Source organism: Xylophilus rhododendri, from assembly GCF_009906855.1.
Taxonomy (GTDB): domain Bacteria; phylum Pseudomonadota; class Gammaproteobacteria; order Burkholderiales; family Burkholderiaceae_C; genus Xylophilus; species Xylophilus rhododendri.
This window is the reverse complement of sequence record NZ_CP047650.1, coordinates 2,736,282-2,761,773: the sequence shown is the minus strand read 5'-3', so window position 1 is coordinate 2,761,773 and position 25,492 is coordinate 2,736,282. Positions and strand designations below refer to the sequence as shown.

Genomic DNA, 25,492 nt, shown 5'->3' with positions numbered 1-25,492 from the left:
GGATCGTCCGCCTTGGGCCCGGCCCGAGGCGGTTCATGCTCGCTCCATGTTCGCGCACCCCTCCACCCAGTCGCCGACCACCTTGGCGGGGCGGCTGTGGATCCTGTTCAAGGTGCTGTGGTGGCCGGTGCGGACCGTCGTCACGCCGCTCTGGAAGGCCGCCGTGCTGTGGACCGAGGCCGAAGGCCTGCGCATGAGCGCCGCCATGTCCTTTTACGGCATGCTGAGCCTGGCGCCGCTGCTGGTGCTGATCGTGGCGGTGTTCGGCTGGTGGGTGGACCGCAACCTGCTGGAGAACAGCCTGGTCTCGCAAATCCAGAGTGTGGTCGGCGAGCGTGGCGCGGAGGTGGTGCGCCAGGCCATGGAAAGCGCCAGGCAGCCGTCCCAGGGCCTGCGTGCATCGCTGATCGCCACGGTGCTGCTGGTGATCGGTGCGACCGGCGTGTTCGCCGAACTCGAGTCCGCCATGGAACGCATGTGGCTGCAGGGCCGCAAGCCGCCCGATACACCCTGGTGGAACACCGCCAAGCTGCGGCTGCGGGGCGTGGCCTATGTGCTGGCCTTCGGCTTCCTGCTGCTGGTGTCGCTGGTGGTCACCACGGCCTTCCAGATGGTCGAGGTGCAGGTGGCGCGCTGGCATGTGCTGGCGCCGGTGCTCAAGCTGGCCAACGAGTCGCTGTCCTTCGTCTTCACCGCGCTGCTCTACACCGGGCTGATGCGCATGTCGGGCGGACCGAAGCCGCCCATGCGTTTCCTGGTGACGGGGGCCTGCCTGGGCGCCGCGCTGTTCGCGGTGGGCAAGCATGTGCTGGCCTTCTACCTGTCGACCGCCGCCGTGGTGTCGGCCTATGGCGCGGCGGGGTCGCTGGTGGTGGTGCTGGTGTGGATCTATTTCTCGTCGGCGGTGCTGCTGTTTTCCGCCGGATGCGCGCAGGCGCTGGCCGAGCCGGGGGATCACCCGGCCTGACTTGGCTGCGGCTTACTTTTCGGCGAAGGCTCGCTCGATGACGAAGTCACCGGGCTTCGACGTGTTGCCCTCTTTGAAGCCACGCGTTTCCAGCATGTGCTTCAGGTCGGCGAGCATGGCCGGGCTGCCGCAGAGCATCACCCGGTCGTCGGCCGGGTTCAGCGGAGGCAGGCCCAGGTCCGCGAACATCTTGCCGTTCTCCATCAGCTCGGTGATGCGGCCCATGTTGCGGTAGCTCTCGCGCGTCACCGTCGGGTAGTAGAGCAGCTGGTTCTTCACCATCTCGCCCAGGAACTCGTGCTGAGGCAGGTGCTCGGTGACCATGTCGTGGTAGGCCAGCTCGTCGACCTGGCGCACGCCGTGCACCAGGATGACCTTCTCGAAGCGCTCGTAGGTTTCCGGGTCGCGGATGATCGACAGGAAGGGCGCCAGGCCGGTGCCGGTGCCCAGCAGGTAGAGGTGCTTGCCGGGCAGCAGGTAGTCGCACAGCAGGGTGCCGGTGGGCTTGCGGCCGACGATGATCGAATCGCCCACCTGGATGTGCTGCAGGCGCGAGGTCAGCGGGCCGTCGTCCACCTTGATGCTGAGGAACTCCAGGTGCTCCTCGTAGTTGGCGCTGGCGATGCTGTAGGCGCGCAGCAGCGGCTTGTCGTTCACCTTCAGGCCGATCATGGTGAAGTGGCCGTTGGAGAAACGCAGCGAGGCATCGCGCGTGGTGGTGAAGGTGAAAAGACGGTCGGTCCAGTGGTGGACACTGAGAACACGTTCTTCGTTGAAAGCGCTCATATGCGGTCTGCTGTGATGGGGAGAAGCCGCAGAAAAGGCGCGGCGAAACCGCCGATGTTAGCCGCCTGCCTCCGGGTCATCACCCATATGCATATGGCCGTGCCGCCGTGAGGGGTTCAGTGGCGCTCCACCACGACCGGCGCGAGCTGCAGCGCCTCGCCCAGGCGGCGGGCCGCATCGCGGGCGGCTTCGCGGCTGGGATAGGGGCCGGCCTGCACGCGTTTCAAGGCGCCGTCCTGCAGGACGGAGACGGTGGTGCCGGCATCGCCGGCGCGGCGTGCCAGGGCGCTGGCGCCCTCGGGGCGGGCGAAGGCGCCGAGTTGCACCCAGAAGCCGGATTCGGCGGGCGGCGGTGCTGCGGCCATGTCGGCAGGGCCGGCGACCGGGGCAGGTGCGGGGCTTGCCGCCGCAGGGCTTGCCGGCGCCAGGGCCGGCAGGGTGGTCACGACGATGCTGCGTGGGGGCGGCGGGCTGGCGCCGTCCTGGTCGGCGCTGCGGGCTTCGGCCGGCAGGGGCACGGCGGTGAAGCCGGCTGTGTCGCCCGGCTCGACGGCCGGGGGCGTGTAGACGGTCAGTGACTGTGCAGGCGCCGGCGGCGGTGGTGGTGCCGGCTGCGCATAGGCGACCGAAGCCACGGCCGAGGAGGGCACCTGCACCATCGGAGCGGGCGGTGGCGGCGCCGCCTGGGCCAAGGCGGTGCCCGTGTTGCCCCGCCGCCAGCTGCCCGAGGCGATCTCCACCGGCGTGATGCGTTCCACCTCCACCGGCGCCACGCCGCGCAGCAGGTCGAGTTTGTAGGCGGCGGTGTAGCTCAGGTCGATGATGCGGCCGTCGTGGAAGGGGCCGCGGTCGTTCACCCGCACGATCACCTCGCGCCCGTTGGCCGGGTTGCGCACCCGGGCGTAGCTGGGAATGGGCAGGGTGGTGTGGGCCGCCGTCATGGCGTACATGTCGTAGGGCTCGCCGCTGCTGGTGGAGGCGCCGTGGAACTTGCGGCCGTACCAGGAGGCCAGGCCGCTTTCGCGGTAGCTGGCGTTGGGGTCCAGCGGGCTGTAGGCGCGGCCCAGCACCACATAGGGCTTGTTGGGGCCGCCGGCGCGGATGGCTTCGCTGCGCGGCTCGGCATCGGGCACCGAAGAGAGGTTGGTCGGCGGATTCGCGTCCGGCCCGTCGCGCCCCGGCCGGGCTCCGCCGCCGGGCTTGCTGGCGCAGCCGGCCAGCAGGGCCGCCAGCACCGCCGCCATCAGGCCAGCGGAGCGGTACGGCCAGCGCGCACTAGCCAAAGACGGCGCTCCACAAGGCCTGGATCGCATCGCGGTCGGCCGACATCGCATCCTCCGCGAACTGCGGCGAGGCCTCGTTCAGCCGCGCATGGTGCTGGGCCCGGCGCAGGTCGCGGTAGGCATCGGCCGCACGCTGGCCCACGCCTTCGGGCAGCAGGCCGGCCGCCTCGGCGCGCTGCAGCAGGGCGATGTTGCCGACGTTGTCGCGCAGCTCGGCGCAGCGGCCCGAGGCCGACAGCACCAGGTACTGCACCGCGAACTCGGCATCCACCATGCCGCCCTTGCTGTGCTTGACGTCGAAGCGCCCGGCCTTCACCGGATGGGCGGCGCGCACCTTCTCGCGCATGGCGACGATCTCGCGCGCCAGCGCGGCGTCGTCGCGCGGCGCGGTGATGACCGCCTCGCGCACCGCGTCGAAACGCGCGCGCCAGTCGAAGCCGTCGTCCGACATGGACGGCGCCAGCACGCAGCGCGCCCGGGTCATGGCCTGGTGTTCCCAGGTCCAGGCGGTATTGCTGCCGCGCTGCTGCTGGTATTTGGCGTAGGCCTCGAAACTCGTCACCAGCATGCCGGAGTTGCCATTGGGCCGCAGGGCGGTGTCGATCTCGTAGATGTCGCCCTCGGCCGTCTTCACCGTCAGCCAGTTGATCAGCTTGCGCACGAAGGCCGAGTACACCTCGCCGGCCCGCTCGTCCTCGTCGTGGTAGACGAAGACGATGTCCAGGTCGCTGCCGTAGCCCAGCTCCTTGCCGCCGAGCTTGCCGTAGCCGATGACGGCGAAGGGCGGCTCGGCGTCGTCGCGGTGGCGGTTCTTCAGGCGCTGCCAGCACCAGCGGGCGGTGATGCGCAGCGTGGCATCGGCCAGCGCGCTCAGGTCGTCGGCCACCTGTTCGACGCCGATCACGCCTTCGATGTCGCGTGCCAGCGTGCGGAAGACTTCCGCGTGGTGGGCGCGGCGCAGCAGGTTGAGCAGGGTCTCGTCGTCGTCCTCGGCGGTGTTCTGCACCGAGGTCAGGCGGCGTTCCAGCTCGCCTTCGTATTCGGCGGCGTCGAAGCGCTCGGCCAGCAGGAAGGGGCCGGCCAGTTCGTCGATCACGCCCGGATGCTGGCGCAGGTAGCGCGCCGGCCACTTGGCCGCGCCCAGCAGCTGCAGCAGCCGGCGGTGCACCGGCGGGCGCTCCAGCAGCAGGGCCAGGTAGTTCTGGCGGCGCAGCAGGGGCTCCATCCATTCGACCATCTCCACCGCGGAGGCTTCGGTGACGGAGCCGTCGTTGAGCCATTGCGCGGTGCGCTGGATCAGCTTGATCAGCCGGCCGCGGTCTTCCTCGCGCAGGGCGTTGATGCGTGGATGGTCGCGCCACTCTCGGATGCGTTCGCGCAGCCGCTCGGGCAGGCGTTCGAGCAGGGTGTCGAAATCCGGCGGCGCGCTGGCGCCGCGCGAGCAGCTGCCCTTGCCGTTGCAGCCGCCCGGGGCATTGCCGCCGAGCAGGGTGTCGAACTCCTGGGCGACACGTTCGCGGTGGGCGTCCAGGGCGTGCAGGAAGGGGCAGGTCTCCCGGTAGCCCATGCTGCGCGCGACCCAGTCGAGGTCGGCATCGGCATGGGGCAGGGCATGGGTCTGCTGGTCGTCCAGGTACTGGATGCGGTGCTCCACCCGGCGCAGGAAGGTGTAGGCCTCGGCCAGGGCGCCGGAGGTTTCGGCGTCCATCAGGCCGGCGTGTGTCAGCCGGCGCAGTGCCTCCAGTGTGGCGCGGTGGCGCAGTTCGGGAAACTGGCCGCCGCGCACCAGCTGCAGCAGCTGCACGGTGAACTCGATCTCGCGGATGCCGCCGCGCGAGAGTTTCACGTCGTTGGCCCGTTCGGGCTTGCCGGCGCTGCGGCGGGTGGCGTGTTCGCGGATCTGCCGGTGCAGGCTGCGCAGGCCGTCGAACACGCTGTAGTCGAGGTAGCGGCGGAAGACGAAGGGCAGCACCACCTGGCGCAGCGCGGTCACCGCCGTGCCGCCCAGGCAGGCGCGCGGGGCCACGACGCGGCTCTTGAGCCAGGCGAAACGCTCCCATTCGCGGCCCTGCACCACGAAGTACTCCTCCAGCGCGGGCAGCGAGACGGCGGCCGGGCCGGAGCGCCCGTTGGGCCGCAGCATCAGGTCGACCCGGAAGACGAAGCCGTGCTCGGTCACGTCGCCGATCAGCTGGGTGATGAGCTTGACGACACCGGCGAAGTACTCGTGGTGGGTGATGCGGCCGCGGCCTTCCGGGCCGCCGGGCGTGTCGCCCTCGGCTTCGTAGACGTAGATCAGGTCGATGTCGCTGGAGACATTGAGTTCGCGCCCGCCCAGCTTGCCCATGCCGACCACCCAGAACTCGCAGCGGCTGCCGTCGGGGTTGGTGGGGGCGCCGTGGCGGGCGTCGAGCTGGGCGAAGGCTTCGGCGCAGGCGGCGTCCAGCGCCAGCTCGGCCAGCTCCGTCATGCCGCGGATCACCACTGCCAAAGGAGCGAGTTCGTCGCAGTCCAGGGTGGCGAGGCGCTCCAGCACCAGCTGGCGCAGGATGCGCAAGGCCGCGCCGCATTCCTCGCCCTGGGCGCGCAGGGCGGCCAGGGCCTCGGCCATGCTGGCCCGGGTGGGTTCGCCGGCCTGCAGCAGGTGCAGGGAGTCGGCATAACGCCGGCGCAGGCGCTGCACGAAGCGCGAATAGCCGGCCTGGTCGCTGTCGTGCGTTCTGTCCGACGGCGCGACGGCGTCTTGCACCGTGGGTGCCAGCTCGGATCGGGCGGTCATAATTCCTGAGGACATGCCATGCACTTTTTTGACGACGACTAACGCGTGAGTGTCTAAAAAAACGGTTCCGACATGCCGAGCGACTGCCCATCTACATGACTGAACCGACCGATAAGAAGAACCCTGCGCGGGCCTGGAGGGCAGCATCTGCCGTGGCAAGCGGGATCTTCTGGTCGTTATTGGCCGCCTGGTTGTCTCTGGTGGCCGCATGGTGCGTGATCCACGGCTGGATTGTGCCGCGAATCGCCGATTACCGTCCCCGCATCGAGGCGCAGGCCTCGCGCCTTGTAGGGGCGCCCGTGCGCATCGCCACGATCACCGCGCGTTCGGGCTGGCTGGTGCCGAGTTTTGCGCTGTCGGACGTGACCGTGCTGGACCGCGAAGGCCGAACCGCGTTGAGGCTGCCGCTGGTGGTGGCCGCGCTGTCGCCGCGCTCGCTGCTGCATCTGGGATTCGAGCAGCTCTATCTCGAGGGCCCCGAACTCGATGTGCGCCGCACGGCCGATGGCCGGCTTTTCGTCGCCGGCCAGGAGCTGCACCCGGACCCGTCCGGCGGCGGCCGCGGCGCCGACTGGCTGTTCTCGCAGACCGAGGTGGTGGTGCGCCACGGCACCCTGCGCTGGACCGACGAAGCCGGCGCTGCCGCGCCGCAATCCCTCACCGACATCGAACTGCTGCTGCGCAACGGCGGCTGGCGCCATGCCATGCGGATCGCCGCGACGCCGCCGGCCGAACTGGGCGGCCGTGTCACGCTCGTCGGCCAGTTCAGCCAGCCGCTGCTGTCGTTGCGACCCGGGCAGTGGCGCGACTGGCAGGGGCCGTTCTATGCCGGGATGCCGGATGTGGACCTGGGCCGGCTGCATGCGCAGCTGGCCGGCATCCTGGGTTCGCTGTCATCGCCCGCGCCGCTCTTCGGCCTGTCCGAGGCGGCCGGCAAGGGTTCGCTGCAAGCCTGGGCGGATCTGGATGCCGGCGCCGTTTCCGGCGTGACGGCCGACGTCGCGCTGCAGGACCTGGCCCTGCGTTTTGCCGAAGCCCCCGCGCCGCTGGCCCTGCGGCAGTTCAGCGCCCGCCTGTCCGGCCGGCGTGACGAGGCGGGTTTCGAGCTAGCCACCGAGCGGCTGGCCTTCGTCTCCACGGACGGCGATGCATGGCCCGGCGGCAACCTGTCCCTGCGCCACCTCAACGCCGCGCCGGGACGCACCGAGATCGGCGCCGACCGGCTTGACCTGGCCGAGCTGGCCCGCATCGCCAGCGGCTTGCCGCTGGGCGCCCAGGCGCAGCGCCTGCTGGCCGAGCGGGCGCCGCAAGGCCTGGTCGAATCGTTGACGGCGCATTGGGAAGGCGGGGAGGGCGCGGCCACCCGCTATGCGGCGCGCGGCCGCGTCACCGGCCTGAGTGTCTCCAGCATCCCGCCCGACGCCGATCACCTGGCCGCCGCCGCCGCCGTCGAGGCCGCCCTGCGGGCGCAGGACCCGCACGGCCACCGCCATGTGCATCCGCCCCTGGGCCGTCCCGGCATCCGCGGCGCGGACCTCGATTTCGATCTGGACCAGACGGGCGGCAAGGCCAGCCTGGCGGTGCGCTCGGGTGCGCTCGATGTGCCGGGTGTGTTCGCCGACCCGGTCGTGCCGCTGGACAGCCTGAGGGCCGAGCTGCGCTGGCAGCACGGCGCCGACGGCCGCCTGGCGGTGCAGGTCCCGCATGCGGAGTTCGCCAACGCCGACGCCGCCGGCGCGCTGCAGGCCAGCTGGCGCAGCGGCGACGAGGCCGATCCCGCCCAGCGCCTGCCCGGCGTGCTCGACCTCACCGGCCACATGACACGCGCCGACGGCACCCGCGTCTGGCGCTACCTGCCGCAATCGATAGCCCCCGAGGCGCGCGACTACGTGCGTGAATCGGTCAGCGCCGGCGTGGCCACCTCGGCCGATTTCCGCGTCCAGGGCGACCTGCGGCACATGCCCTTCGACGATCCCAAGCTGGGCCAGTTCCGCATCGCCGCCAGGCTGCGCGACGTGACCTACGCCTATGCCCCGCCCGAGATCGAGCATGAAGGCGCGCTGCCCTGGCCGGCCCTGGTGCGGCTGGCGGGCGAGCTGGTGTTCGAAGGCCGCGGCATGGAGATCCGCAATGCCTCGGGACGGCTGGAGTCCCCCGAATCCATGCGGGCGACCGGTGCGCGCGGGGCCGAGCCGCCGGCGCCGCGCAGTGCGAAGACGCCTCCCCTGCTGGCCGGCGAAGTGCAGGTGCTGCGCGCCGACGTGCGTATTCCCGACCTGTCGCGCACGGTGGTGAATGTGCAGGCGCGGGCGCGCGGTCCGCTGGCCGAGATGCTGGCCATCGTGGACGCGGCGCCGCTGGCCGGCATGACACGCCACGCCCTTTCGCATGCCACGGCCGACGGCAATGCCGAGCTGCAACTGGGCCTGTCGCTGCCGGTCGCCGCGCTGCACGACAGCCGGGTGCGCGGCGAGGTGGTGCTGGGCGGCAACGACCTGCGCCTGGCGCCGCAGCTGCCGCTGCTGGGCCAGGCGCGCGGCACGGTGGCCTTCAGCGAGGGCGGCTTCTCGCTCTTCGGCACGCAGGCGCGCATGCTGGGCGGCGATCTGCAGGTCGAAGGCGGCCTGCAGCCGGTGCCTGGCGCGGTCGATGGCCAGGGCGCCCCATTGCACCGGCTGTCCCTGCAGGCCCGGGGCACGCTGACGGCCGAGGGCCTGCGCGATGCGCCGGAGCTGGGCGCCGTGCCCCGGCTGGCGGCGGCGGCGCAGGGCGGCACCAGCTACAGCGTGACGGTGGAGAGCGAGGACGGCCATCCCCAGGTCAGCGTCAGCAGCAGCCTGCAGGGCCTGGCGCTGGACCTGCCCGCCCCCCTGGGCAAGAGCGCAGAAGCCAGCCTGCCGCTGCGTTTCCAGACCCGGCTGCTGCCGGCCGCGCCGGGCGAGGCCACGCGGCGCGACGAACTCACCATGGACCTGGGCGATGTGGTGGCCGTGCGTTACCTGCGCTCGCTCGAAGGCGACAAGCCGCGGGTGATCGCCGGCAGCCTGGCCATCGGCCTGCAGCCGGGCGAGGAGCAGCCGCTGCCCACGGAAGGCGTGGCCGCCAATGTGCATCTGGCGCAGCTGGACGTGGATGCCTGGCGGGCCGTGCTGCGCAGGGTGGCGGAGCAGGCGGGCACCGGCACCGGCACGGCCGATGCGGCCGCCGCCACGCAGCGTTCGGAATCCGCCGACTACCTGCCCGACACCCTGGCCCTGCGTGCCGACGAGTTCACCGCCGCCGGGCGCACCCTGCACCAGGTGGTGGTCGGCGGTTCGCACGAGGCCGGACTGTGGCGAGCCAATGTCGACGCACGCGAACTCGGCGGCTACCTCGAATACCGCCAGGCGGCCGATGCGGCGCCGGCCCGCGTCTATGCCCGGCTGGCGCGGCTGCAGGTGCCGGAGACGGCGGCGCAGGATGTGGAATCCCTCACCGACAGCAGCGTGCAGCCCGCCTCGTCCGCCGCCGCCGGCCCGCTGCCGGCGCTGGACATCGTGGTGGACGACTTCCAGCTCAAGGACCGCCGCCTCGGCCGCCTGGAAGTGCAGGCGGTCAACCGCGACGCCGAATGGCGCCTGGACAAGCTCCAGCTGGCCATGCCCGAAGCCACCTTCGCCGCCACCGGCCGCTGGGGCCGGCGCGCGCCGGGCACGCCACGCCGCACCGAATTCGATTTCCGCCTCGACCTGCGCGACAGCGGCGCGCTGCTCGGCCGGCTCGGCATGCCCGGCGTGATCGCGCGCGGCGTCGGCCAGCTGAGCGGCCAGGTCGACTGGCAGGGCTCGCCCTTCAGTCCGGACTACGCCTCCATGGACGGCAAGCTGCACCTGGATGTGGCCAGCGGCCAGTTCCTCAAGGCCGATCCCGGCCTGGCCAAGCTGCTGGGCGTGCTCTCGCTGCAGTCGCTGCCGCGCCGCCTGACGCTGGACTTCCGCGACGTCTTCAGCGAGGGCTTCGCCTTCGACCATGTGCGCGGCGACGTGCAGATCGCCGACGGCATCGCCCATACCGACCAGCTGGAGATGAAGGGCGTGGCCGCCACCGTGCAGATGGACGGCAGCGCCGACATCCGCCGTGAGACCCAGAACCTGCGGGTGGTGGTGGTGCCCGAGATCAATGCCGGCACCGCCTCGCTGCTGGCGGCCATGGTGAATCCGGCCATCGGCCTGAGCACCTTCCTGGCCCAGGCGGTGCTGCGCGGCCCGCTGATTGAGGCGGCCACGCAGGAGTTCGACATCACCGGCGGCTGGACGACGCCGCACATCGTCAAGGTGGCCCGGCCCGCGGCCACGCCCTGATCCAGGCAGCTCAGAACCGGCCAGCGCGCGCCAGGGTCGCTGCAGGGCCCGCCGGCTCGGGCGAGGCCGGCCGGGGCGCCCGGTAGAACAGGCTGAAGGGCTGGGTGGTTTCTCCGGGCAGGCCCAGTTCGTGCAGCCAGGCCTTGATGGCGGTCAGCATCGAACCTGCCGAGCGGTAGCGCGGCACACGCTGGCGCGGATCGGTCAACTCGTAGAGCGGGCCGCCGTTGCAGCGCACCACCACCGCATGCCGCTGCGGCTGGCCATCGGCCGTCCGCACCAGGAAACGCAGACCGACCGAGGACGAGGCATTGATCGCGGGCACCAGCTCGTTGCCGCAGGGCTTGCCGAAGACCATCGAGCCGTCGGGCTGCAGGCTGCCGGTGGCCAGGCGGAGTTCCGTGCGGCCGGCGTGGGGCTGGTTGTGGAAGTCGCGCAGGTCCTCGTCCCGGTAGTTGCGGGCGGCGGGCTGGCCGTGCCGGGCGAGCACGAAGGTGTCGAGTTCGCCGCGGCTGCCGAGGGTGCGGAAGTCCTGGCCGCTGAAGTCCATGGTCAGGATGTTGAGCATCTCCAGTCCGGCCGGGGCCGTGGGTTTCTGCTGCTCGTGATAGCGCTTGCGGCCATCCACGCCCGGCAGGCTGTAGGCCAGCAGTTCGTCGCGCTCGCGAAAACCCGCGGGCAGCAGCCGGTACATGGCATCGCCCGCCGGTGCCCGCAGGCGCGTGGCCTGGATGGAGCGGGTCTGCGGCGCCGGGCCGCTTGGCGGGCTGAAGTCCTTGAGTTCGATGGACGCCGCCGGCACCGGGATCGTCGCCAGGTCGGGCGACCGGGCCGGCGCCGTCGTGCCGCGCGGCCGGCGCGGACACAGGCCCAGCAGGCAGTCGAGCACGCGCGGCAGGCCGTGGTGCGCTGCTGCCGGGGTCGTCGGCCGGCGGGCCGCCCGGGCCGTGCGGTCGATCGTCGTATGCGCGGGATGGCCGGCGGGCCACACGCTGAGAGTCCGGGGTGGTGGCAATGGATGCATGGTGTGCTGCAGCGAAATCGGCCATGGTGTGCTGCCCCGGCGGCAGGGCCGCGGCCCGCGCGCGCAAGGCCGCCCGTGCAGCCGAAAGGCCCCACGCCCGGCGCGCGCGACAATCGCGCCTGCCGCCCCATCCCTTCCACCCCACCGAGTTCGCCATGCAAGTCGCCACCCTGCAAATGGTTTCCGGCCCCGATCTGCCGGCCAATCTCGCCAGCGCCCGCGGCCTGCTCGAACAGGCGGCGCGCCAGGGCGCCGAGCTGGCCGTGCTGCCCGAATACTTCTGCCTGTTCGGCCAGCAGGACACCGACAAGCTGGCGATCCAGGAGACCTGGGGCGAGGGCGGCGAGATCCAGGAATTCCTCTCCGAGGCGGCGCGTGAGCTCGGCCTGTGGATCGCCGGCGGCAGCTTCCCGGTGAGCACCGGCGAGCCGGCACGGGTGTCCAACACCCTGGCCGTGTTCAACCCCGAAGGCCGGGCGGTGGCGCGCTACGACAAGATGCACCTGTTTTGTTTCGACGATGGCCAGAAGGCCTACGACGAATCCCGCACCCTGCTGCCCGGCGCCGCACCGGCCTGGTTCGACCTGCCCTCGCGCGACGGCCACACCTGGCGGGTGGGACTGTCGATCTGCTACGACCTGCGGTTTCCCGAGCTCTACCGCGCGTACTCGGCCGCCGGCTGCGATCTGCTGCTGGTGCCCTCGGCCTTCACCCATGTCACCGGCCAGGCGCACTGGGAGCTGCTGCTGCGCGCGCGGGCGGTGGAGAACCTGGCCTTCGTCGCCGCCGCGGCCCAGGGCGGCGTGCATGCCAACGGCCGGCGCACCTGGGGCCATTCGATGCTGATCGGGCCCTGGGGCGGTCTGCTGGCCGAACGCGGCGAGGACGGCGCGGGCGTCGCCTCGGCCGAACTCGATATCGCCGAACTCGCCGCGGTGCGCGGGCGCCTGCCGGCGCTGGCCCACCGCCGGCTGTAGGCATGGCCGATCGCCGGGCCGCGCCTGCCACCATGAACTTCTCGCCGATCAGCCTGCCGCGTCTGAAGCCGGGAGTGTTCTTCCCGGTCGGCCGGCCCATGGCCTGGCGCCGCTGGTCGCTGTGGCCGGTGCTGATCGTGCTGGTGGTGTCCATGCTGGTCACCCTGGTCTGGCTGGCCGGCCGCTACGAGGCCAGCCAGGTGCAGGGCCGGGTGGAGCGCGACGTGGCCGATGCGGTGGCCGACATCCGCCTGGGCCTGGGCCGCGACATGCAGAGCCTTCAGGCCCTGCAGTCCTCGGCCGGCCCGGCCAGCGCCGCCGCGCCGCCGGAGGCCTGGAGCGATGCCGCCCGGCAGCTGCTGCGCGAACGCCGGGAGCTGGTGCGCATCGAGTCGCGCGACCGCTCGCTGCGCCTGCTCTCGGGCATCGACAGCCCCTACCGGCCGCCGCCGCTGCGCAGCGAGTCCGAAAGGCTCAGCAGCATCGAGGAATCGCTCACCTGCGCCACCGCGCGGCGCACCGGCACGCCGATGTATTCGCCCAGCTACTTCATGCGCCGCCAGGACGGCCTGGGCTTCGAGGTGGTCGAACTCTGCGTGCCGGTGCAGCGCGGCCTGCAGCCGGCGGGCTATGTGGTGGCCACTTTCGCGCTGCAGGAGATCCTGTCGGACCTGGTCGGGCCCAACATCATCCGCCACCAGGACATCTCCTTCACCGAGCCCGACGGCACCCGCCTGGCCGCGCGCCATGGCTCGACCAGGCGCGGCACGCGACTGTTCACCGCGCACCAGCTGCTCGACCTGCCGGGCACCGCCCTGGTGCTGCGCATGGACAGCTGGCACGGCGCGCCCAGCGTGTTCCCCAATGTGCTGACGGCGCTGGTCACCTTCATGTCGATCGCCCTGGTATCGGTGCTGGTGCTGCTGTCCAAGGACAACCGGCGCCGCCTGCAGGCCGAGCACGACCTGGCCGAGGCCCTGGCCTTTCGCAAGGCGATGGAAGATTCGCTGGTCACCGGCCTGCGCGCGCGCGACCTGCAGGGCCGCATCACCTACATCAATCCGGCCTTCTGCAAGATGGTGGGCTTCGATTCGCACGAACTGCTGGGCCACGACGGCGACCTGCCCTACTGGCCGCCCGAACGCGCCGAGGAGAACCGCCGGCGCCAGGCCTACCGCATCTCGGGCGACGCCCCGCCGCCGCCGCAGGAGGGCGTGGAATCGGTCTTCATGCGGCGCGACGGCACGCGTTTTCCGGTGCTGATCATCGAGGCGCCGCTGATCAACGCCCAGGGCCTGCACACCGGCTGGATGGGCGCCTTCCTGGACCTGAGCGAGCAGCGCCGCATCGAGGAGCTGTCGCGCGCCAGCGCCGAGCGGCTGCAGGCCACGGCGCGCCTGGCCACGGTGGGCGAGATGGCCTCGCTGCTGAGCCACGAACTCAACCAGCCGCTGGCGGCCATCTCCAGCTATGCCACCGGCTCGCTCAACCTGCTCTCGCACGAAAACGCGCGCGGCGCCGCGCCCGACCAGGGCACGGTGCAGGACATCTCCATGGCCATGAACCGCATCGCCGAGCAGGCCGAGCGGGCGGGACGGGTGATCCGCAGCGTCAACGACTTCGTGCGGCGGCGCGACCAGTCGCGCGAGGCCATCACGCCGCGCGCGGTGATCGACGCGGTCATGCCGCTGATCGGCCTGCAGGCGCGCAAGCTCAACGTGGAGGTGCGCATCCGGGTCGATGCGGGACTGCCGCCGGTGCTGTGCGACCGCACCATGGTCGAGCAGGTGCTGCTCAACCTGGCGCGCAACGGCATGCAGGCGATGGCGCAGATGCCGATCCCGCAGCGCATCCTGGAGATCGGCGCCCGCCCGGCCGTGCCCGATGCGCGCGGGGACTGGCTCGAATTTCGCGTGTGCGACCGCGGCCCCGGCATCGCGCCGGACGTCGAGGCCCAGCTCTTCACCCCCTTCTTCACCACCAAGAGCGAAGGCATGGGCCTGGGCCTGAGCCTGTGCCGCACCGTCATCGAGCAGCACGGCGGCCAGCTCGGCCACGCGCCCCAGCCGGGCGCGGGCACCGTCTTCTTCTTCACCCTGCCCGCGGGCAAGAAAGGTTAATCCACGTGGTTCTGGCACTCGATGCGACCGTCTTCATCGTCGACGACGATTCCGGCGTGCGCGACGCCCTGGCCTGGCTGCTGCGCTCGCGCCGCCTGATGAGCGAAACCTACGCCAGCGCCGAAGCCTTCGACCAGCTGCTGCAGCAGGCCGAGAGCGGCGTCGGCCTGTCGCCGCTGTCGCGCCCCTGCTGCCTGCTGCTCGACGTGCGCATGCCCGGCATGAGCGGCCTGGCGCTCTTCGACACCCTGGTGGCGCGCGGCCTGCACACGGTGATGCCGGTGATCTTCCTCACCGGCCATGGCGACGTGCCCACGGCGGTGGATGCGGTGCGCCGCGGCGCCTTCGACTTCTGCGAGAAGCCCTTCTCGGACAACGCGCTCGTCGACCGGATCGAACGCGCCCTGCAGCATTCGGCCGAGGTGCTGGTGCGGCGCAGCGAGGCCCAGGTGGTGCAGAAGCAGCTCACCGAACTCACCGACCGCGAACGCGACGTGATGCGCCTGGTGGTCGAGGGCCTGCCCAACAAGCTGATCGCCGACCAGCTCGACATCAGCGTGCGCACGGTGGAAGTGCACCGCGCGCGGGTGTTCGACAAGATGAGCGTGCGCTCGGCGGTGGAACTGGCCAACCTGCTGCGCACCGCCACGGCCTGAGCCGCCGGGCGCCTCAGTTCGAGGTGGCGCGCGCCGCGTCCAGGTGCGCCTTGGCGCGCTGGGCCAGGGCGATGTCGCCGGGCGTCTCGGGATTGAAGCTGGGCGCCACGATGGGCCGGCCGTGCGAGTCCACCGACACGAACACGATCAGGCATTCGGTGGTCTTCTCCATGGTGCCGCTCTTCATGTCGCCGCTGCGCACCTCCACCGAGATGTTCATGCTGGTGCGGCCGGTGTAGGCCATGCGCGCCTCCACCTCGACCAGGTCGCCGATCATGATCGGCCGGTGGAAGCGGATGCTGCCCAGGAACACCGTCACGCAATAGCGCTTGGACCAGCTGGTGGCGCAGGCATAGCCGGCCTCGTCGATCCATTTCATGACGGTGCCGCCGTGCACCTTGCCGCCGAAGTTGACGGTGCTGGGCTCGGCGAGGAATCGCAGGGTGATGCTGGACATGGGCGGGGCTCCGTGGGGTCGTTGTTCTGGAAGTCTCAGAGCGGCAGTTCGGTGAAGAAGCGCCCCCCGTGGAAAAGCAGCGGCCGGGCGTCGGCGCGGTGGTGGCAGGCCTCCACCTCGCCGACGAAGATGGTGTGGTCGCCCTCCACATGGCGGCTGCGGCTGAAGCATTCGAAGGTGGCGGCGGCGCCCCGGATCAGCGGCGCGCCGCTCGTGCCTTCGCTGAATTCCACGCCGGCCCAGCGGTCCGCGCCGCGGCTGGCGAACTGCATGGCCAGGTCCTTCTGCTCGGCCGCCAGCACATGGATGGCGTAGTGCGTGCCCTGCAGGAAGGCCGCCATCGAGCTCGACGCGTGCGACAGGCTCCACAGCACCAGCGGCGGTGCCAGCGACACCGAGTTGAAGGAATTGGCCGTCAGCCCGACCAGCGCACCCTCGGGCGTGCGGGCGGTGACGATGGTGACGCCGGTGGCGAACATGCCGAGCGCGGTGCGGAATTCCGGCGCGGAGAAGGAGGGGGCACGGGCCTGGAGCGCCGGTGGAGCGGATGGCATCAAGTTCGGCGCCGCCGGGGCGGCAGTGAGCACTGCGGGAAGCGGATTATCCAGCCCCCGGCACATCGACGAGCAGGCGCGGCCGGAAACCCTGCTGTTCGTCCTTGTGGGCATAACCCAGCGGGTTGGCGACGACGCGGCAGCCGTTCTCCACATAGTCGCTCGGCGCATGCAGATGGCCGTGCAGCCACAGCCGTGCATGGGCCAGCAGGCCGTCGAGCCGGTTGCAGAAACCGGCGGTGCCCGGCACCAGGCCGTAGCGCGGGTCGGCGCTGCGCAGGCTGGGCGCGAAATGGCTGACCACCACGGTCGGGCCGTCGAATTCGCGCTCCAGCATGCTGCGCAGCCACTGCTGGCAGACGAGGCTCTGCGCCCGCACGGAAGAGGCCAGCCAGGGCTGGCCCTGGCGCGAGCTGCCGGTCTTGGAGAGATAGAAGTCGGCCGCCCGCATCGCCTTGCTGCGCGCGGCGTCGGCCTGCTGCGGCGTGGCCTTTGCCGGCGTCAGCGCGTCGAAATCGGTCCACAGCGTGCTGCCGAGGAAACGCACGCCATCGATCACCATGGATTCGCGCTCCAGCCAGGCGATGCCCAGGCGGTCGCAGAGGCGGCGCAGGCGGCCGTGGGCGGCGTCGAAATCCTGCGCGTCGTATTCGTGGTTGCCGGGCACGAAGACCACGGGCTTCGGCCAGGCGCCGTATTGCGGCAGGGGCGAGAAACGGGTCAGGCCGAAATCGGGCTCGGGCAGCAGGGAGCCGGGCTTGTCGGCGCCGATGTCGCCGGCCAGCACCAGCAGGTCGGCATCGGGCAGGGGTTCGAAGACGGAATCGGGCTGCACTTCGAGGTGCAGATCGGACAGCAGCTGCAGTTTCATGCCGCCATCATGCGTTTGCCGCCGTTCATGCCATCGGCCCTGCCAGTTCGGCCGCCCGCGTCACCGAGTTGCGCAGCCATTCGTGCGCGGCGGAATTCTGGTGGCGCCGGTGCCACAGCGCATCCACATGCACCGTGGGCACGGGAAAGGGCAGCGGCCGCCAGACGATGCGGTCGGCCAGCCCCGTGGCGCCGACGAAATGGCGCGGCAGCACCGTCAGCAGGTCGGACTGCGCCACCACCCGGCCGGCGGTGAAGAACTGGTTGACCGTCACGGTGACGCGCCGCTGCCGGTTGAGCAGCGCCAGCGCCTCGTCGATGAAGCCATAGGGCCGGCCCGAGAAACTCACCAGCATGTGGCGCGCGGCGCAGAAGCGCTCGGTGGTGAATTCGGCATCCGACAGCAGCGACAGCGGATGGCCCTGCCGCATCACACACACGTATTCGCCGTGGTAGAGGCGCTGGAAGGCATAGGTCTGGTCTTCGCCGGCCTGGCTGCGGGCGGTGAGGTCGGCCAGCACGGCGGGGAAATAACCCACGGCCAGGTCGGCGTTCTCGTCGGCCAGCAGCTGGCGCGGGTCGCGGGTGGACAGCGGCAGGGCACGCAGCTGCACGCCGGGCGCCTCGGTCTCCAGGATCTGCACCAGCCCGGGCATCAGCACGGTGGCGGTGGCGTCGGCCATGGACAGGGTGAAGGACTGATCGGCCGTGGCCGGCGAGAAACTCTGCGGCGACAGGGAGCGCTGCATCTGCCGCAAGGCCTCCCGCACGCCCGGCCAGATGGCCAGCGCGCGCGGTGTGGGCTCCATGCCCTGGCCGTGGCGGCGCACCAGCTCGTCGCCCAGGCTGTCGCGTAAACGCCTCAGTGCATTGCTCACCGCCGGCTGGGTCAGCGAGAGGTTGTGGGCGGCCCGGGTGAGGCTGCGCTCGGCCATCACCTCGTCGAAGACACGCAGGAGATTCAGGTCGAAGCTGCGGAAATTGAGTTCAGACATCACTGCGGTGAATGATATCAATCACCTAAATAAAGTTGAATGGCAGGTGGGTAAACCCTAGTATTACCCCTATCCCGCCGGACGGAGTTGTCCGGTAACCACCGAGAGTTCACCATGACCGCTTTTGTTCACCCCTCTTTTTCCTCCTTCGACAGCCAACAAGCCGGTGCCGACCGCGCCGCCAAGATCGTCCGTGCGATCGGTGCGCCGCTGCGCCGCCTGGCTGAACGTGTCGCCGCCTACATGGCCGACCACCGCACCGCCGCCGAAGACCACAAGATGTGGGAAATGGCTCTGGCCGATGCCCGCGTGATGGCCGACATCAGCCGCGCGATGAAGCAAGGCGCACCGAACAAGGTCGCGTTCTACTGATACCGGATTGCGTGTCTCCTCTCTCGCCGTGGTTTTGGCCACGGCTTTTTTTCGACCGCGAGACGCGCACCCCGAGACCATGAAAAAAGCCGCCTGATTCAGGCGGCTTTTTCTTTGTCCAGACGGCTGCCGATCAGGCGGCTTCGAGGCGCTTTTCCAGCGCGGCCTTGGTGTCGCGCAGGCCTTGCGGCAGGCGCTCGCCGATCTGGTCGAACAGGGCTTCGTGCAGTTCGAGTTCGGCCTTCCAGGTGGCGGCGTCGCAACGGTTGACGATGTCGAACTGCTCCTGGCTGAAGTTCAGGCCGGTCCAGTTCAGGTCGCCGTAGGCCGGGCTGGTGCCGGTGATGTGGTCCACGCCGGCGGCGGCCTTGCCTTCGATGCGGTCGATGATCCAGGCCAGCACCCGCATGTTCTCGCCGTAGCCGGGCCAGACGAACTTGCCGTCGGCGCCCTTGCGGAACCAGTTGGTCTGGAAGATCTTGGGCAGCTTGGCGCCGGAGGCTTGGAGCTTCTGGCCCAGGGCGATCCAGTGCTGGAAGTAGTCACCCATGTTGTAGCCGGCGAAGGGCAGCATGGCGAAGGGGTCGCGGCGCACCACGCCCTGCTGGCCAAAGGCGGCAGCGGTGGTTTCCGAGCCCATGGTGGCGGCCATGTAGACGCCTTCGAGCCAGTCGCGCGCCTCGGTCACCAGGGGCACGGTGTTGGAGCGGCGGCCGCCGAAGATGAAGGCGTCGATCGCCACGCCGGCCGGGTCGTTCCAGGCCTCGTCCAGCGCCGGGTTGTTGGTGGCGGCCACGGTGAAACGCGAGTTCGGGTGGGCGGCCTTGGCGCCGGTGGTCTGGGCGATTTCCGGGGTCCAGTCCTTGCCTTGCCAGTCGATCAGGTGCGCCGGCAGCTGCTTGCCCGGTGCGTCGTATTCCATGCCTTCCCACCAGACGTCGCCGTCGTCGGTCAGGGCCACGTTGGTGAACACCACGTCGCGGTCCAGGCTGCGCATGCAGTTCGGGTTGGTCAGCATGTTGGTGCCGGGGGCCACGCCGAAATAGCCGGCCTCGGGATTGATGGCGTAGAGCTTGCCGTCGGCCGAGGGCTTGATCCAGGCGATGTCGTCGCCGATGGTGGTGACCTTCCAGCCATTGAAGCCTTCGGGCGGCACCAGCATCGAGAAGTTGGTCTTGCCGCAGGCGGACGGGAAGGCGGCGGCCACGTGGTACTTCTTGCCCTCGGGCGAGGTCACGCCCAGGATCAGCATGTGTTCGGCCAGCCAGCCTTCGTCGCGGCCCATGGTGGAGGCGATGCGCAGGGCGAAGCACTTCTTGCCCAGCAGCGCGTTGCCGCCGTAGCCGGAGCCATAGGACCAGATCTCGCGGGTTTCCGGATAGTGGACGATGTACTTGGTCTTGTTGCAGGGCCACTTCACATCGGCCTGGCCCTCGGCCAGCGGTGCGCCGACGGTGTGCACGCAGGGCACGAACTCGCCTTCCACGCCCAGCACGTCATACACGCCCTTGCCCATGCGGGTCATGGTGCGCATGCTGACGGCCACGTAGGGGCTGTCGGAGAGTTCCACGCCGATGTGGGCGATGGGCGAGCCCAGCGGGCCCATCGAGAACGGCACCACGTACATGGTGCGGCCGGCCATGCAGCCGTCGAACAGCGGATGCAGCGTGGCGCGCATCTCGGCCGGGTCCATCCAGTTGTTGGTGGCACCGGCGTCGGCCTTTTCCTGGGAGCAGATGTAGGTGCGGTCTTCCACGCGGGCCACGTCGCTCGGGTCGGACAGGGCCAGGAAGCTGTTGGGGCGCTTGGCGGGGTTGAGCTTCTGGAAGGTGCCGGCGTCGACCAGCTGCTGGCACAGGCGGGCGTACTCTTCGTCGCTGCCGTCGCACCAGTAGATGTCCTTGGGCTTGCACAGGGCGACCATGTCGGCGACCCAGGCGATCAGTTTGGCGTTGCGGACGTAGGCCGGGGCTTGCAGCTCGATGCCTTGCATCACGGGTGCGTTCATGGGGAATCTCCGAGTTGAAAAATCGTCTTGTCGGAGCCCCCCTGCGAAGGGGATCGGCCTGCGGCTGGCGGCTTTCGGGCTCTGAAAAAACGACTCAGCAGACGGCTCTTCGGCCGCCCGGATGACGATTCTATGAATCCGCGCTTTTCGACGCACGAAGTTTCGGGCCAGTTTCATGCAAAATATGCATTGAACTATGCGTGTTACGGGTCTACCCGTAGCTTCATCGGACCCCTCAGCGCAGCCAGTCCGGCGGGCCCTCCGGGGCCTGGCCGGTGCAGGCCGCATCGACGCAATCGGCCAGGCTGCCGAAGCGGGTCTGCCGGCCGGTGAGGCCGGGCGCGTAATGGGCGTATTTGCCGGAGTTGGTCATCACCGTGCGCACCCGCGGCGCGATCACCGGCTCCTGCACCATGCACCAGCAGGTATCGACCACGAATCGCACGCCGAAGGCCCGCAGGGCGGCCACGCTGCCGGCGGCCTCCGGGCTGTCGAGCACGAAGCGGCTGGTGGTGACGACCACATCGGTATCCGCATGCCGGGTACGCCCGGCGCAGAGGGCGGCCAGCCACACGATCTCGCGGATCGAGAAATGCGGATTGCCCAGGGCGACCAGCTCGACCTGACGGGTCCTGGCCGGGTTGAGTTCGTGCCAGGCATTCAGCAGCGCCGCGCGGTCGATGCGCTGCGTGGGAATGGCGAGGCCCGCGGCCATCACCGCCTGCGCATCGCGTGCCTCCGGCGTGATGCCGGCGATGTGGAACATGGGCGCGGCCGAACTGGTGGCGAAAGCCGCGCCGAAGGCCCGCAGGTCGTCCGCGACGGGCCGGGTCGATTCCATGCCGGCCAGCAGCGGAATCTCCCGGCCGCTCTGCAAGCCGGCCTGGTAGCCGAGCAGCGGGTAGAGGGAGTCGTCGAATCCCTCGGGAAGGTCCACGGCGATGCGCATGGCGGCCTTGCGTCCCTGGTCCAGGTGGCAGCCGGCTTCGGGCGCGCGGCCGGTCAGCGCCATCAGGATGTCGAGGAAATCGGGATACTTGGCGGTGCGGGCGCCGATCACGCTGTTGGCGTAGATGACCGCGTTCGACTCGGCCCAGGCGATCTGCTCGCCCAGGCGCGGCGCGCCGTTCAGCAGATAGGGCGCGCAGGTGTAGGTGGGCGCGGCGCCCAGGTCCACATAGGCCTGGGCCAGGGCTTCGGCCGGCTCGCCGAAGGCCGGCGCCACGCCTTGCCCGCGCCAGCCGCAGCGGTCCACCGAGATGGCGTTGAGGCTGGTCGGCACCGCCACCCGCCCCTGCCAGTCCACCAGCTGCTGCGCGAAACGCAGGCAGGCGTCGCCCGTGTAGATGCAGCCGTCGACATGCACCTGCCGGATGTCGATCAGCCGGGGGGCGCCGGCCACGCCGGCCATACGCACGATGATCTCCATCGCCACCTGCCGCGCGCGGCCTTCGGCGCCTGCGAGCAGGGCCTGGTCGCGGGCGGTGAGCGCCAGTGGCGGCACGGCTGCCGTTCGGGTGATCAGGCTGGCGCCCGGTGCATCGCCCGCATCCGGCCCGACGTGGACCGTAGCCGCGCCCTCCAGCGCCGCGTAATCCTGCGGCGACAGGCTGAGCACCGGAATGCTCCGGCCGAACATGCGCTGCGCCACCAGCACGCCCAGCAGCAGGATGTCGTCCACGCCCGCCAGCACCAGGGCGCGCGGTGCGTTGCCGCTCAGCAGCAGCTCCAGCATCACGCTGCTGCCGGTGCAGGAGCCGCGGCCGCTGGGCAGGGCCAGGACGCGGTCGCGCACGCTCTGGCCGCACAGGGGGTGGTGCTGGTCGATGACGGTGCCGGTGGCGGGGTCTATGCCGCCCCAGAAACTCAGCGGCGTGTCGGACCAGAGCAGTTCGCCCGCCGCCCTGCCTTCGGTCCAGGACTGGGCCTGCAGGTGCAGCGCCGTCATGCGTCCAGCACCAGTTCGCTGGCCGGCACGGCCTGGCAGCTCAGGCAGACCCTGGCATCTTCCGGCTCGGCGCCGTGCAGGTGGCGCACCTCGCCGGAGAGCACGGTCGTGGCGCAGGACTCGCACTGGCCCACCCGGCAGCCGCTGGCCATGGTCACGCCGAGCGATTCGGCGAAGGCCAGCAGCGTGCCGTCGCGCGGCGACCAGCGCACCTGGCGGCCGGAGCGGGCGAAGGTCACGCCGAAGGACTGCGTGCCCCCGGCCAGCGGCCTGGGCGGCGAGCGGAACACCTCGCTGAAGATGTCGAAGGCCGGCATGCCGCGTGCGACCAGGTCGGCCCGCACGGCATCCATCAGCGGACCCGGGCCGCACATATAGACGCGGGCACGTCGGGCGATCCACTCGTCGGCGATATGCGCGCCGTTGAGCCGCTCGCCGGAGTCGAACCGGTCCTGCGGCAAGGGCGCGTTGTAGTGATTGCGGATGACCAGCCCCGGCAGCCGCGCCGCGTGGAAGGCCAGTCGCTCGGCGAAGGCATGGGTGCCGCTGTTCTGGTTGGCATACAGCAGCAGCATCTCCAGCGGATCGCCATCGGGCAGCGACTCCAGCAGCGAGACGAAGGGCGTGATGCCGATGCCGCCCGCCACCAGCACCAGCGGCTGCTCGCTGTGCCGGGGAAGGACGAAGCTGCCCGAAGGCGCCCGCAGCTCCACCCGGTCGCCCACCCGCAGCTGCCGGTGCAGATGGCCCGACACCAGGCCTTCGTAGGCGATGCCCTCGGCCGACTGCCCGCGTTGGTGGCGCACCGCGATGCGGTAGCCGCGCCGGTCCTGGACCACCGCGGCGCCGGTCAGGGAATAGGCCCGGCTGGTGGGTGTGCCGTCCAGGTCGTGGCGGGTCTCGATGTGCTGGCCGGGCCGGTAGTCCGGCAGCGGGCCGGGCTCCAGCGCCTCGAAGTGGATGCCCAGCACGCCGATGGCTTCCTGGCGCAGCTCGGCCACCCGGAAGGTCTTCCAGCCCTCCCAGCGGCGCTGGCTCTGCGCCCAGGCGGCGTCCAGCGCCAGCTCGCAGCGAAAGGACCGGTGGGCCACCGAGCCGCTCACCGGGTCGCAGGCCCGAGCATCGATCAGGCCGTTGAAATTGCTCGCCAGGCTGTCGCCCGCGCGGTCGAGTTCGGGGCAGGGCTGCCACCAGCCGAACTCGGCCACGACGACATCCCCGGCCAGCCCCGGCGCCAGCCGCGCCACGAATCGCGCGGTGCCGACCCGGGTGCTGATGCGCACCCAGTCGCCTTCGCGGATGCCGCTCGCCGCCGCCAGGGCCGGCGCGATCTCGGCCACCGGATCGGGCGCGCGCTTGCGCAGCGACACCAGGCTGCGGTGCTGGCTGTGGCAGTAGTAGCCGTTCTTGGCCGAACTCAGCACCAGCGGGAAGGCATCGCCCGCCGGCTCGGCCGGCGCCACATGGGTGGCCACGGCGGGCTGGCCGTGGCGCAGCAGCAGTTCGGAATACAGCTCGACCCGGCGGGTCTGCGTGGCGAAGCCGCCCGTGCGGTACTTGGCCTCGCTGCCATCGACCGGAAAACGCAGGCCCTGGGGATTCGCGCGCAGTTCGGCCACGGTGATGCCCAGCGGCTCCAGCATGTGGTTCCAGCCGGCCTCCAGGCTGCCGCCGAAGAACAGTTCGTCCAGGCCGAGTCGCCGCGCCAGGTCGAACACGATGTCGTTGTCCGAGCGCGAATCGCCGCGCGGGCTCACCATGCGCTGGCGCAGCTGCACCAGCGAGGCGGCCTCGTCGTTGATCTCGAAGCCGATGCGCAGGCCCTCGCGCTCCCAGGGCGTGTTGACCGGCAAAAAAATGTCGGCGTACTCGGCCGCCGGGGTCATGAACAGGTCGCAGTGGACGTGGAATTCCAGTGCCTTCAAGGCCTCGCGCGCGCGTTCGGTATCGCCTTGCGAGACGGGCGGGTTGGTGCCGAAGGCCACCATCGCCCGCAGCCGGTAGGGCTCGCCCTCCAGCACGGCGCGGTACACATCGCGCGCGGTGACCCAGCCTTGCGAGGGCGGCCCCAGCGGCCGTTCGGCCAGGCCTAGCGCCTTGGCCCGCTGCTCCGGTGCGATCTGGCCGAAGAGGTTGACGCCGCGTGTCGGCTGCGCCTTGCGCACCCGGTTGCCGCCGATGCGGTCGTAGGCGCCGGTCAGGGCATACAGCGTCGCCACCGCCCGCTCGGCCTGGGTGGCGTTGGTGTGCTGGCCGATGCCGGTCCAGGAGTGGTAGGCCGCACGCCGGCTTTCGCCGAGCAGGTCGGCTGCCTTCTGCAGGGCGTCGGGTGCGACGCCGGTCAGGGCCTCGACCGTGGCCGGGTCGTAGCTTTCGGCGCCCCGGGCCATCAGTTCGAAGGCGGTGTCGCAGGCCAGTGTTCGGCCATCGGCCAGCGTGACCTGGACGGTGCCACGCAGCAGCAGGCCGGTTTGGTCCGGCGTGTCTGGGTCATACGGCACAGGGCCGTCCTGCCAGGCGACGAAGCGTTCGCCGCCGCCCGGCCACACATCCGATTCACGCAGGAACAGGCCGTTGTCGCCGCGCACCAGCAGCGGGCCGTTGGTCCAGTCGCGCACGAAGTCCCGGTCGAAACGCTCCGAACGCAGCAGCAGCCGCACGAGGCCCATCGCCAGCGCGGCATCCGTGCCCGGCCGCACCGGCAGCCACACATCGGCCTGGCGGGCCAGCGCGGTAGGACGCGGATCGACCACCAGCATCCTGGCGCCCGCAGCACGGCCCTTGCCGATGGCGCCCGACTGCGCCAGCCAGGTATTGGCCGGGTTGTGTCCCCACAGCAGGATCAGTTCGGCGTTTTCGTAGTCCGCCACCGGCATGCCGCTGCCGAAGGTGAAGGCATGGGCGAAATCCTTGTGCCAGTTGCAGATCTCGGTGGCGTAGCAGAGGTTGGGGCTGCCGAAGCCGCGCACGAAACGCTCGATCCAGTCGATGCTGTCGGACAGCGGTGTGCCGCTGGGCGTGGTGACCGCGAAGACGACCGCCTCCGCGCCGGACTCCTCGCGCACCTGGGACAGCCGCCGCGCGGTCTCCGACAGCGCCTCTTCCCAGCCGATCGGCACCCAGCCCGGATCGGCCGCGCCCTTGGGCGCCGTGCGCCGCAGCGGCGTCAGCACCCGGTGCGGGCTGTGCACCAGTTCGGGCGCGGCGCGGCCCTTCATGCACATGGCCTCGCCGGTGGGATGCGTCGGGTCGGGCCGCACGGCGATCAGCCGGTCGTCCCGCACCTCGTGGATCGTGCCGCAGCGCGAACGGCACAGGGTGCAGAAGCCGGGCTTGAACGCGGTGCCGCCCATCGA

General features: G+C 70.7%; 17 protein-coding genes. 6 read left to right on the top strand and 11 right to left on the bottom strand.

Features of this window, described 5'->3' with window-relative positions; translation table 11 throughout:
- The first annotated feature begins 46 nt into the window (after window positions 1–46).
- A complete protein-coding gene (locus tag GT347_RS12750; RefSeq protein WP_160552299.1) occupies window positions 47–967 on the top strand; it encodes a YihY/virulence factor BrkB family protein in 921 nt (306 codons plus the stop codon).
- Window positions 968–979: 12 nt separating this feature from the next.
- Here the strand turns inward: GT347_RS12750 and GT347_RS12745 are convergent, their stop codons facing one another.
- The 3 genes from GT347_RS12745 to glnE form a co-directional block, all read right to left on the bottom strand.
- Window positions 980–1,753: a ferredoxin--NADP reductase gene (locus tag GT347_RS12745; RefSeq protein ID WP_160552298.1), complete on the bottom strand. Its 774-nt coding sequence runs from the start codon at window positions 1,751–1,753 to the stop codon at window positions 980–982.
- Between the two features lie 116 nt (window positions 1,754–1,869).
- Complete coding sequence (locus tag GT347_RS12740; protein WP_160552297.1) at window positions 1,870–2,997, bottom strand: septal ring lytic transglycosylase RlpA family protein; 1,128 nt, start codon at window positions 2,995–2,997, stop codon at window positions 1,870–1,872.
- 31 nt (window positions 2,998–3,028) lie between these two features.
- Complete coding sequence (gene glnE, locus GT347_RS12735) at window positions 3,029–5,815, bottom strand: bifunctional [glutamate--ammonia ligase]-adenylyl-L-tyrosine phosphorylase/[glutamate--ammonia-ligase] adenylyltransferase (RefSeq protein ID WP_160555330.1); 2,787 nt, start codon at window positions 5,813–5,815, stop codon at window positions 3,029–3,031.
- A gap of 95 nt (window positions 5,816–5,910) precedes the next feature.
- Here glnE and GT347_RS12730 point away from each other — a divergent pair, with 95 nt between their 5' ends.
- Window positions 5,911–10,155, top strand: coding sequence for a YhdP family protein (locus tag GT347_RS12730; RefSeq protein ID WP_456119754.1), 4,245 nt, complete (start codon window positions 5,911–5,913; stop codon window positions 10,153–10,155).
- 10 nt (window positions 10,156–10,165) lie between these two features.
- Here GT347_RS12730 and GT347_RS12725 read toward each other — a convergent pair whose 3' ends face one another.
- Complete coding sequence (locus tag GT347_RS12725) at window positions 10,166–11,179, bottom strand: hypothetical protein (RefSeq protein WP_160552295.1); 1,014 nt, start codon at window positions 11,177–11,179, stop codon at window positions 10,166–10,168.
- A 155-nt stretch (window positions 11,180–11,334) separates the two neighbouring features.
- On the opposite strand from GT347_RS12725, the gene GT347_RS12720 reads away from it, so the two are divergent.
- From GT347_RS12720 to GT347_RS12710, 3 genes are all read left to right on the top strand, one after another.
- Window positions 11,335–12,156: a carbon-nitrogen hydrolase family protein gene (locus GT347_RS12720; RefSeq protein ID WP_160552294.1), complete on the top strand. Its 822-nt coding sequence runs from the start codon at window positions 11,335–11,337 to the stop codon at window positions 12,154–12,156.
- Window positions 12,157–12,254: 98 nt separating this feature from the next.
- A complete protein-coding gene (locus GT347_RS12715) occupies window positions 12,255–14,276 on the top strand; it encodes a two-component system sensor histidine kinase NtrB (protein WP_229722910.1) in 2,022 nt (673 codons plus the stop codon).
- Window positions 14,277–14,281: 5 nt separating this feature from the next.
- Window positions 14,282–14,932 (top strand): response regulator transcription factor, encoded by a 651-nt coding sequence (locus GT347_RS12710; protein ID WP_160552292.1) that lies wholly within the window; start codon window positions 14,282–14,284, stop codon window positions 14,930–14,932.
- Window positions 14,933–14,945: 13 nt separating this feature from the next.
- On the opposite strand, the gene GT347_RS12705 is transcribed toward GT347_RS12710, so the two are convergent.
- The 4 genes from GT347_RS12705 to GT347_RS12690 are packed head-to-tail and all read right to left on the bottom strand — an operon-like array spanning window position 14,946 to window position 17,808.
- A complete protein-coding gene (locus GT347_RS12705) occupies window positions 14,946–15,389 on the bottom strand; it encodes an acyl-CoA thioesterase (protein ID WP_160552291.1) in 444 nt (147 codons plus the stop codon).
- Between the two features lie 35 nt (window positions 15,390–15,424).
- Window positions 15,425–15,943, bottom strand: a complete 519-nt coding sequence (locus tag GT347_RS12700) for a flavin reductase family protein (protein WP_160552290.1) — start codon at window positions 15,941–15,943, stop codon at window positions 15,425–15,427.
- 46 nt (window positions 15,944–15,989) lie between these two features.
- A complete protein-coding gene (locus GT347_RS12695; RefSeq protein WP_160552289.1) occupies window positions 15,990–16,814 on the bottom strand; it encodes a metallophosphoesterase in 825 nt (274 codons plus the stop codon).
- A 25-nt stretch (window positions 16,815–16,839) separates the two neighbouring features.
- Window positions 16,840–17,808 (bottom strand): LysR family transcriptional regulator, encoded by a 969-nt coding sequence (locus tag GT347_RS12690; RefSeq protein ID WP_160552288.1) that lies wholly within the window; start codon window positions 17,806–17,808, stop codon window positions 16,840–16,842.
- A 114-nt stretch (window positions 17,809–17,922) separates the two neighbouring features.
- Here GT347_RS12690 and GT347_RS12685 point away from each other — a divergent pair, with 114 nt between their 5' ends.
- Window positions 17,923–18,180 (top strand): hypothetical protein, encoded by a 258-nt coding sequence (locus tag GT347_RS12685; RefSeq protein ID WP_160552287.1) that lies wholly within the window; start codon window positions 17,923–17,925, stop codon window positions 18,178–18,180.
- Window positions 18,181–18,313: 133 nt separating this feature from the next.
- Here the strand turns inward: GT347_RS12685 and GT347_RS12680 are convergent, their stop codons facing one another.
- The 3 genes from GT347_RS12680 to GT347_RS12670 form a co-directional block, all read right to left on the bottom strand.
- Window positions 18,314–20,188 (bottom strand): phosphoenolpyruvate carboxykinase (GTP), encoded by a 1,875-nt coding sequence (locus GT347_RS12680; protein ID WP_160552286.1) that lies wholly within the window; start codon window positions 20,186–20,188, stop codon window positions 18,314–18,316.
- Between the two features lie 235 nt (window positions 20,189–20,423).
- Window positions 20,424–22,136, bottom strand: a complete 1,713-nt coding sequence (gene lhpI / locus GT347_RS12675; protein WP_229722860.1) for a cis-3-hydroxy-L-proline dehydratase — start codon at window positions 22,134–22,136, stop codon at window positions 20,424–20,426.
- Window positions 22,133–25,489 (bottom strand): molybdopterin-dependent oxidoreductase, encoded by a 3,357-nt coding sequence (locus tag GT347_RS12670; protein ID WP_160552285.1) that lies wholly within the window; start codon window positions 25,487–25,489, stop codon window positions 22,133–22,135. The genes lhpI and GT347_RS12670 overlap by 4 nt, the downstream gene beginning before the upstream one ends.
- Window positions 25,490–25,492 lie beyond the last annotated feature (3 nt).